Here is a 4467-nt window from a genome sequence, read left to right on the forward strand (position 1 = left end):
AGCAGCCCGCCGGCCTTGCGGCCCATTCTCGACGGGGTGTCCAACTATCATCGCCATCGCGCCGAAGCGATACGGCCGCACATGGATCAGTTGCGCGACGGGCAGAACCCCGACTCTCTTTTCCTTACCTGCGCAGATTCGCGAGTGGTGCCGAACATCATCACGAGCAGTGGCCCCGGCGACCTGTTCACCGTGCGCAATGTCGGAAACCTGGTTCCTGCCGGCGGCCGCGATACGTCGGTGGAAGCGGCACTGGCCTTCGGGATCGACGAGTTGGGTGTCAGCTCGGTGGGCGTGTGCGGACATTCGGGCTGCGGCGCGATGCAAGCACTCCTGACGAACGGTTCGTCGGAATCGGGAGTCGTCGGGGAATGGCTGCGGCATGCGGAGACGAGCTTGCAGGCCTATACGAGTGGCCATCCGGTCGCGCGTGCTGCGGCCGAGGCAGGTTTCTCGGAGGTCGATCAGCTCGGAATGGTCAATGTCGCAGTCCAATTGCAGACTCTCGAACGCCATCCTCTCGTCGGTCAGGCCCGTGTGGATGGTCGCCTGCGTATCGCCGGACTGTTCTTCGACATCGGCTCGGCTCGGGTCATCGAAGTGACAGCGTCAGGGATCGGCCAGTTGATCGAGACCTGAAGGGGCTATTCGGGTCCGGGCTGATCCCTGAGTTCGACCAGCAGGCGAGCCCCGCCGAGTGGACTGTCGTGAAATGTCGTCCGTCCGCCGTGCAGGGCCGCCTGCTGCGCCACCAGCGCCAGGCCCAAACCGGAGCCTGTCTTGCCTGCCGTCGATCCGCGAGTGAAGCGCTCGAACACGCTCGAGCGTTCCTCGGCCGGTATTCCGCAACCGTTGTCGTCGATCGTGATCGTGACGGTGTCCGGTGAATCTGCCGGGCGAGCGAGGGTGATGCGCACCGCGCTCGCGCCGCCGTGGCGGACTGCATTGGTGATCGCGTTGTCGAGGATCAACCGGATTCCGCCGGGAAGGGCCCGGATGCAATAGGGGAGTGGGGAATCCACCGTGACGACGCCGACGTCGAGCCCAGGATGATGTCGGCGTGCGTCGTCGGCGGCGATGTCGCAGACCTCGGTCAAATCGGTGTCCTTGAAATCCTCGGCCGTCGAGAGTTCACCCTTCGCCAGGCGCTCGAGGTCTCTCAGAGTTGACTCGACGCGGCCCTGCGCGCGGGCCAGATCTGTGAGGATCTCGCGTCTTTGTTCGTGATCGAGGTCGTGAATGGACAACACTTCGATGTCGGTTCGCATTGCTGTCAACGGAGTTCGGAGTTCGTGAGCCGAGGCGGACGCAAAATCTCGGGCGGCGGCAAGGGCGGAGTTGGTTGCGGCTTGCGCTCGAGCGACGTCGCTGAGCATCGATTCTGCTGCTGCGGCAAGCTCGTCCGCTTCACGGATTCCGGAAACCTCGGTGGCGAGATCGGGATCGCGCCTGGCGATCCGGCGGGTCAACTCCACGAGGGGGCGCACCGCCGGGCCACCGAACAACCATCCCAACGCAGCTGCGGCCGCTACGGCCCCGACGCCGAAGAACGCAACCTGTCGCTGTTGGTCGACTGTGATGTCTCGCGCTTCGGCATAGGGAACCGCCAGCGAGACAAGGGCATTGATCCCGTCGGCCTCGGCGGTATATGCCCGGTACTTCGTACCGTCCACGTCGACGGTCGCCGAGCCGACCGGTAGTTCGGGCAGTCGCGTCGGGGTACTGGATTTGACGGTTCCGTCGGTGTCGGAGCGGATGGTCACGGAAAAGGCGCCGCCGTCTCCGAACGCGCCGAGAAAAGGTCCCGCTGTAGCCGCATTGGCCACGATGACCGTCGATGCCGTCTCCAATCGACGGTCCAACTGCGCCAAATTGTTTCGTGCGATAGCCAGTGCAACGACCACACCGAGTGCGATGACGATGAACGTCGCCCCCAGTGCCGCGGCCGCGGCAACGCGAGTTCGTAGTGAGAAGCGGCGACGCTTCACGGGTTCTCCCGAAGCACGAACCCGACGCCGCGAACGGTATGCAGCAGACGAGGTGAACCGCCGGATTCGAACTTTCGACGCAGATAGCCGATGAAGACGTCCACGACGTTCGTGTCGGCGACGAAGTCGTAGCCCCACACCAGTTCGAGGAGACGTTCGCGAGTGAGCACGATGCCGGAATTGTGTGCGAGCACTTCGAGTAGCTCGAATTCGCGTTTGGTGAGCGGTACTTCCTTGCCGTCGACACGAACCCGGCGACCGGAGAGATCGATGTCGAGGTTTCCGACCCGCAGGGTATTCGTACCCTCGGAGTGATCGCCGGCCGGAGTGTTGCTGCGACGGAGCATTGCGCGGATCCGGGCAACCAGTTCGGCAAGAACAAACGGTTTGACCATGTAGTCGTCTGCACCGGATTCGAGTCCGGCGATGCGATCGTCGACCGAGTTGCGCGCACTGAGCACGCAGATCGGGATTTCGTTGCCGGCGGCACGAAGCGCCGTCACCACACCGGTGCCGTCGAGCACCGGCATGTTGATGTCGAGGACTACCGCGTCCGGTCGCTTGTCGGAGATCACTCGGAGCGCGTCGGCGCCGTCCACCGCCGTCAGTACGGTGAATCCCGAGAGCCGCAATCCGCGTTCGAGTGAGGTCAGGACGTCTGCGTCGTCGTCGACTACGAGGATTTTCGGTATCTCGGTCACAGCCCCATTGTGCCTTGCCTGGTACGTCGGGTTTCGCCGATCAGACCGGCAAGTCGGTACCGTCCGGACGCAGACCGGCCATGAACACCGCGACCAACCGCGGGACCAGGTTCGGCATGGCTTCGTCGGACAACTCGATTTGCGGGCGCGTCAGTTTGGCCAGAGCCATGACGAATTCGAGCGGTTGCAGATCGGCGCGAACCAGTCCGGCGCTCTGAGCGGCGCCGATCGTCGCGGTCATCTTCGTTTTCGTCACCTCACGCACCGCCAGAACTTCGGGCGCCAGCTCGGTCAAACTGCGTTCCACCAGTGCAGGAATGAGCGCACCCAGGCGCAGTTCCACGAGGCGGTCCACCAGCGTGTGCCACGCGTTTGGGGGATCGGTGGACATTGCCGTGAGTGCGATGTCGGCAGCCTCGCGGACATCGGTCAGTGTTGCGACGGCGACGGCGGTCACGAGGTCCTCGCGCGTCGGAAAGTTCCGATACAGCGTGGCGATGCCCACTTTCGCGAGTTCTGCGACTGCGTCGAGGGGCGCGTCGTGCCCGCGCTCAGTGAACACCGCTCGTGCGGCGTCGACTATTGCGTTTCTGCGTTCACGTGCATCGGCTCGCACATCCACCTCCGGTATTGACAGTTCATCATAACCGGAGGAATATCTTCCACAAATAGTGGAGGAAAAACTTCCACTTAGGGAGGGTAGTTATGAACGCCGAAGTTGAAGCACAGGACCGCAAGAAGTTGGTGGCTGTGGTGTTGGGCTTGTCCGCCGTGATCGGGCTGATGCTGCTTGCCTTCGTACTGCCCTCGGTCAACAGTGGCCCGCACGAACTGAAGTTGGGCATCACCGGTCCAGCTGCGGCAATCGAACAGATCAGCACCTCGCTCGAGGCGAGTAAGCAAGGCGCCTTCGATACTCGAGAATTCGCCGACGCCGACGCCCTGCGTGACGCGATTCGGAATCGCGACGTGGTCGGCGGAATCGCCGTTGATGCCAACGGTCCTCACGTGTTGATCGCGACTGCAGGCGGAACCCCGATCGCCCAGACCCTGACCGGTCTGGCCAACGGCCTCCCGGAGGCCTCGGGGGCAAAGGTGCCCGTCGAAGACGTTGTGCCGCTGACTGCGGACGACCCGACCGGTGCTGGGCTCACGGCATTGGCCTTGCCCTTGGTGTTCGGCGGAATCATGCCCGCTGTTGTTCTCGTGCAACTGTTTCCGCGCAGCATCGTCAAGCGAGTGTTGGGCGCTGCCGGCGTCGCGGTAGTCGCGGGTTTTGCACTGACTGCCATTCTGCAGTTCGGCACCAACAGTCTTGACGGAAACTACCTGCTCACCGCGCTCGCACTCACCATGGGCATGTCGGCCATCTCGCTTCCCATTTTGGGGCTCGAATCCCTGCTCGGGATGAAGGGGTTCGCGTTGGGCGCCGTCACGATGATGTTCATCGGAAACCCACTCTCGGGGATGGCGACAACTGCCGCGTGGTTGCCCGCAGGCTGGGGCGCATTGGGGCAGCTGCTCCCACCTGGCGCCGCAGGAGCATCCGTCCGTTCGATGGCGTTCTTCGACGGCCATGGCGCCACCACGCCACTTCTGGTGCTGGTGTGCTGGATTGCCGTCGGGATCGCGCTGTGCGTGGCTGCCGGCCGGAAGAAGGCGTCGGCGTCGGTTATCGAACCGGAGGCCGCGCTGGTCTAGCCGGCGCAGCTTGCGTACGGGGTCAGGTCGGGAATCGGCCAGACCCCGTCAACGCGTTCCACGGCCAGTTCGGCGAC

General features: G+C 63.7%; 5 protein-coding genes. 2 read left to right on the forward strand and 3 right to left on the reverse strand.

Features of this window, described 5'->3' with window-relative positions; all coding sequences use genetic code 11:
* On the forward strand, positions 1-639 hold a 639-nt coding region (locus tag A2J01_RS19410), incomplete at its 5' end, for a carbonic anhydrase (RefSeq protein ID WP_331715330.1).
* A gap of 5 nt (positions 640-644) precedes the next feature.
* On the opposite strand, the gene A2J01_RS19415 is transcribed toward A2J01_RS19410, so the two are convergent.
* Genes A2J01_RS19415 through A2J01_RS19425 form a run of 3 tightly spaced genes read right to left on the reverse strand, consistent with a single transcriptional unit; the run spans position 645 to position 3305 of the window.
* Positions 645-1988, reverse strand: a complete 1344-nt coding sequence (locus A2J01_RS19415) for a sensor histidine kinase (RefSeq protein WP_003939972.1) — start codon at positions 1986-1988, stop codon at positions 645-647.
* The gene (locus A2J01_RS19420; RefSeq protein ID WP_003939853.1) at positions 1985-2689 is read right to left on the reverse strand and encodes a response regulator transcription factor; all 705 of its coding nucleotides are present in this window, start codon (positions 2687-2689) and stop codon (positions 1985-1987) included. The genes A2J01_RS19415 and A2J01_RS19420 overlap by 4 nt, the downstream gene beginning before the upstream one ends.
* Before the next feature lie 40 nt (positions 2690-2729).
* Positions 2730-3305 carry a TetR/AcrR family transcriptional regulator gene (locus tag A2J01_RS19425; protein WP_064113354.1) on the reverse strand — a complete coding sequence of 192 codons (576 nt, stop codon included), beginning with the start codon at positions 3303-3305 and terminating at the stop codon, positions 2730-2732.
* An 89-nt stretch (positions 3306-3394) separates the two neighbouring features.
* Here A2J01_RS19425 and A2J01_RS19430 point away from each other — a divergent pair, with 89 nt between their 5' ends.
* On the forward strand, positions 3395-4390 hold the full coding sequence (locus A2J01_RS19430) for a hypothetical protein (RefSeq protein WP_064113353.1): 996 nt from the start codon (positions 3395-3397) through the stop codon (positions 4388-4390).
* Positions 4391-4467: the final 77 nt, after the last annotated feature.

Origin of the sequence: Rhodococcus sp. EPR-134 (assembly GCF_001647205.1) — a bacterium.
GTDB lineage: Bacteria > Actinomycetota > Actinomycetes > Mycobacteriales > Mycobacteriaceae > Rhodococcus_F > Rhodococcus_F qingshengii.

Bases quoted from the DNA above. Each gene is read 5' to 3' on its own strand.
- A2J01_RS19430 (WP_064113353.1), top strand. From the start codon at position 3,395: ATGAACGCCGAAGTTGAAGCACAGGACCGCAAGAAGTTGGTGGCTGTG.